General features: G+C 35.6%; 6 protein-coding genes. 2 read left to right on the top strand and 4 right to left on the bottom strand.

All coding sequences use genetic code 11. The features are described 5' to 3' along the window. The first annotated feature begins 89 nt into the window (after positions 1-89). On the top strand, positions 90-1,277 hold the full coding sequence (locus tag F6K13_RS22305) for a TRC40/GET3/ArsA family transport-energizing ATPase (RefSeq protein ID WP_124146668.1): 1,188 nt from the start codon (positions 90-92) through the stop codon (positions 1,275-1,277). 214 nt (positions 1,278-1,491) lie between these two features. Next, on the top strand, positions 1,492-2,046 hold the full coding sequence (locus F6K13_RS22300; RefSeq protein WP_192901183.1) for a DNA-binding protein: 555 nt from the start codon (positions 1,492-1,494) through the stop codon (positions 2,044-2,046). 94 nt (positions 2,047-2,140) lie between these two features. On the opposite strand, the gene F6K13_RS22295 is transcribed toward F6K13_RS22300, so the two are convergent. The 4 genes from F6K13_RS22295 to F6K13_RS22290 form a co-directional block, all read right to left on the bottom strand. After that, positions 2,141-2,881 (bottom strand): tetratricopeptide repeat protein, encoded by a 741-nt coding sequence (locus F6K13_RS22295; RefSeq protein WP_287288417.1) that lies wholly within the window; start codon positions 2,879-2,881, stop codon positions 2,141-2,143. After that, the gene (locus tag F6K13_RS35335) at positions 2,882-2,983 is read right to left on the bottom strand and encodes a tetratricopeptide repeat protein (RefSeq protein ID WP_124145710.1); all 102 of its coding nucleotides are present in this window, start codon (positions 2,981-2,983) and stop codon (positions 2,882-2,884) included. It abuts the gene before it with no gap. Beyond that, on the bottom strand, positions 2,984-3,085 hold the full coding sequence (locus tag F6K13_RS35330) for a tetratricopeptide repeat protein (RefSeq protein WP_124145710.1): 102 nt from the start codon (positions 3,083-3,085) through the stop codon (positions 2,984-2,986). Further along, positions 3,086-3,954, bottom strand: an 869-nt coding sequence (locus F6K13_RS22290; RefSeq protein ID WP_124145676.1) for a tetratricopeptide repeat protein, incomplete at its 5' end; no start/stop codon positions are given.

The raw sequence follows: 3,954 nt of genomic DNA, 5'->3' as shown, positions 1-3,954 counted from the left end.
GATATGCGAGATTCCCCATATGCTGGAAAACTCAAAAACCCGTTAAAGTTAAAATATGTAAAAATTTTTCAGAAAAGGTTAAGTAATTAATGCGTGTAATATTAATGACAGGAAAAGGTGGGGTTGGGAAAACATCAGTGGCCGCCTCAACGGGATTACGTTGTGCGGAGTTAGGCCATAAAACTCTGGTTCTCAGCACCGATCCAGCTCACTCTCTAGCAGATAGCTTTGATATGGAAATGAGCCACGAACCTCGGAAGGTTAGGGAAAATCTTTGGGGTGCTGAGTTGGACGCTTTGATGGAACTGGAGGGAAACTGGGGAGCTGTAAAACGTTATATTACTCAGGTTTTGCAGGCGCGGGGTTTGGATGGTGTGCAAGCTGAGGAGTTGGCAATTTTGCCGGGAATGGATGAAATTTTTGGTCTGGTGCGGATGAAGCGTCACTATGATGAGGGCGAATATGATGTTTTAATTATTGATTCTGCTCCGACTGGTACTGCTTTGCGACTTTTGAGTTTGCCGGAAGTGGGAGGTTGGTATATGAGGAAGTTTTATAAGCCTTTGCAGGGAATGTCGGTAGCATTAAGACCTCTTTTTGAACCTATTTTTAAACCTATTACTGGTTTTTCTTTGCCTGATAAGGAAGTGATGGATGCTCCTTATGAATTTTATGAACAAATTGAGGCTTTGGAAAAGGTTTTAACTGATAATACAAAGACTTCTGTACGGTTAGTTACTAATCCTGAAAAGATGGTAATTAAAGAGTCTTTACGCGCTCATGCTTATTTAAGTTTGTACAATGTTTCTACAGATTTAGTAGTAGCTAATCGGATTATTCCTGATTCTGTGACTGACCCTTTCTTTAAAAAGTGGAAGGAAAATCAACAGCAATATCGGCAAGAAATTCACGATAATTTTAGACCTTTGCCAGTGAAAGAAGTACCTCTTTATTCTGAGGAGATGTGTGGTTTGGCTGCTTTGGAAAGATTGAAAGAAACTTTGTATGGAGATGAAGATCCTAGTCAGGTTTATTATAAGGAAAATACTGTTAAGGTAGTGCAAGAAAAGGGTAATTATAATTTGCAATTATATTTGCCTGGAATTCCTAAAGAGAAAATTCAATTGAATAAAACTGGCGATGAGTTGAATATTAGAATTGGTAATCATCGTCGGAATTTGGTTTTGCCTCAAGCTTTGGCAGCTTTGCAACCTGCGGGGGCAAAAATGGAGGATGATTATTTGAAGATTAGGTTTGCTGAGGCGGTAAAAGTTTAGGTTAGTTATTTTTTTGTGGGAGCAGGTTTTGATTTTTTTCTTTTGCTTAAAGCACAAAGATTAGATTTAAGTATGCTCCTACAAGAGAAAATTAAAAGTTAGTCTTCGATAAACTTGAACCATCAGCCATTTTTATGTATTATTACCTCACAGACTAAAAAATTATTTTTTTTGATATTAAATTAAAAACTCTTACGAAATAGTTTTGATAAATATGGAAATAGGTACAACAGAAGCAGCATTTTTACTTAATATTTCCACTGCTAGACTCCGGGTACTACTAAAAGAAGGCAGAGTTATAGGTGCTCGTAAGGTTAAAAGGTTTTGGATGATTCCAGTTAATGGTCGCGGGATGCCAGAAATTACACCAGGTCGTCGCGGTCCAGAAGGTACTTGGAACAAGAATCAACGTACAGGCAATACCTTTATTCATGTTTTACGAAAGACTATTGACTATAACCGAGACAATAAAACTTCTCATCCAGCAGTTGCTGTGAAAGTAGGAGGTAAGAAAGATTATTGTCACGCTCTCAAAATTGATGGACCTTGCCAAATCGTTTATCAGCCACATCAACCGAACGACAGTCAAGCAGGCGGAGCTCGGCTGTGGATTGAGGTGGAACCACAACATATTGTAGAGCGAATCTACTTCTCGAATGGAGATTATGGTCCGCCCCCGGAAGTGACTGAGCAGAGAGAAAAGCTTAAAAGAAATAGGAAAAGTCAAAAGTCTTCCCAGAAGAAGCATTCGAGAAAATCGAAATTTTAAGTTATTTACCCTCGACAGCTAAAAAAATATCTACAACAGCATGAAGTGCGGAATGTCGGTTGAAAGAAAGGGAAAAATAATTTTTCTCTACTCCCTACTCCTTGCTCTCTGATAGTAAGACTTTTATCTGAGGATTTTCTAATAATTTTGCTGCATCTGCTAATAGTTTTTCGCCCCAAAGTTCTTTTTTGAGACGCTGTAAGTTTCCCCAACTTTTGTCTAATTTTAATGCTGCTTCAGCTATTGTTAAACTTTCAGAAATTTTGCCTTTGTTGTAGAGGGCAACTCCTATTGCTAATTTAGGTTCTACAAATTGGTTATTAATTTCAATTACTGCTTGCCAATGTTCTATTGCTTCATCTATTTTTCCTATTTCATATTTAACTAAGCCAAGATTATTAATCGAAGCTTCATAGTCTGGTTTAATTTCTAGAGATTTTTCCAAAGCAGCGATCGCCTCTTCATATCTTTCTAAAGCTGACAGAGCAATGCCTTTATTGCCCCAAGCTTCGTTTTTGTCTGGTTTAATTTCTAGAGCCTTATCAAAAGCATAAATACCCTGTTCATACCTGCCTAGATATAACATACAATTACCCTTACTATTCCAAGCCTCGTAAAAATCTGGTTTAATTTTTAGAGCCTTATCAAAAGCATAAATACCCTGTTCATACCTGCCTAGATATAACATACAATTACCCTTACTATTCCAAGCCTCGTAAAAATCTGGTTTAATTTCTAGAGCTTTATCATAAGCATAAATTGCCTTTTCATATCTTCCTAAAATTAACAGACAAACGCCTTTATTTACCCAAGATTCCTGATATTCTGGTTTAATTTATAGAACTTTATCATAAGCATAAATTGCCTCTTCATATCTTCCTAAAATTAACAGACAAACGCCTTTATTTACCCAAGATTCCTGATATTCTGGTTTAATTTATAGAACTTTATCATAAGCATAAATCGCTTCTTCATATCTTCCTAAAATTAACAGACAAACGCCTTTATTTACCCAAGATTCCTGATATTCTGGTTTAATTTATAGAACTTTATCATAAGCATAAATCGCTTCTTCATATTTGCCTAAAGTATATAGAGTAACGCCTTTATTGTGCCAAGCTTCATATTGCTTTGGTTGAATTTTTATAGTCTTATCATAAGCAGCGATCGCCTCTTCATATTTACTTTCTGTTCCTAGAATCAACCCCTGTTGAACTAATAGCTTTTCTTTATCTTCATCAGTATTATTTTCATCTTCGATTAAATTGTGAATATCTAAAAATTTTTGTCTTCTTTCTTCACAAGTTAAACTCTTATATTTATGATAATCTCCTTCCTCAATAATTCGAGATGATTCTTGAGCTACTAACTCCGGGTCAGACTTAAATTCAAATGTATTAGAACGCCAATCAAAAAAGTCTGGGCAACGATGAATAAAATATTTTAAAGCATACACAGGTACGATAAAAACAAAGCAAATTTTAAAGTCATCTCTGAATTTTTCTCGATGTTGATTCAGGTGACTTAAAATTGGAGGAACACCTTTTTTACTATAACTATATCTCTCATTACTACTCCAACCATTTTTCAGTTTATTCAACTCATATTCATACAGGGAATTTTCCAAACCAGTCACAAATAAAATATTAATATCCTGTCTATTTGGCAAACCAGCAACCAGATTATATAAATTATTTGTTGGTTCATTTAACCGCAAAACTTCGATTTTTTTCTGGGGAACATCTTCCTTAATTTTCTCAATTAATTTGGTTCCTTCTGCGGGAGAACATTCTACAAACAACAATCTAAAACCAGACGTTCTTTTGAGAGACCTAACTATAGCTTTATATTCTGTTTCTGGGTCTTTCAATAAATTCTCATCCCAGTCTATTAAATCTTGGTTCATAG

Origin of the sequence: Okeania sp. SIO2B9 (genome assembly GCF_010672505.1) — a bacterium.
GTDB classification, from domain to species: Bacteria; Cyanobacteriota; Cyanobacteriia; order Cyanobacteriales; family Microcoleaceae; genus Okeania; species Okeania hirsuta.
The sequence above is the reverse complement of the archived record's forward strand: the minus strand, read 5'-3'. Positions and strand labels throughout refer to the sequence as shown.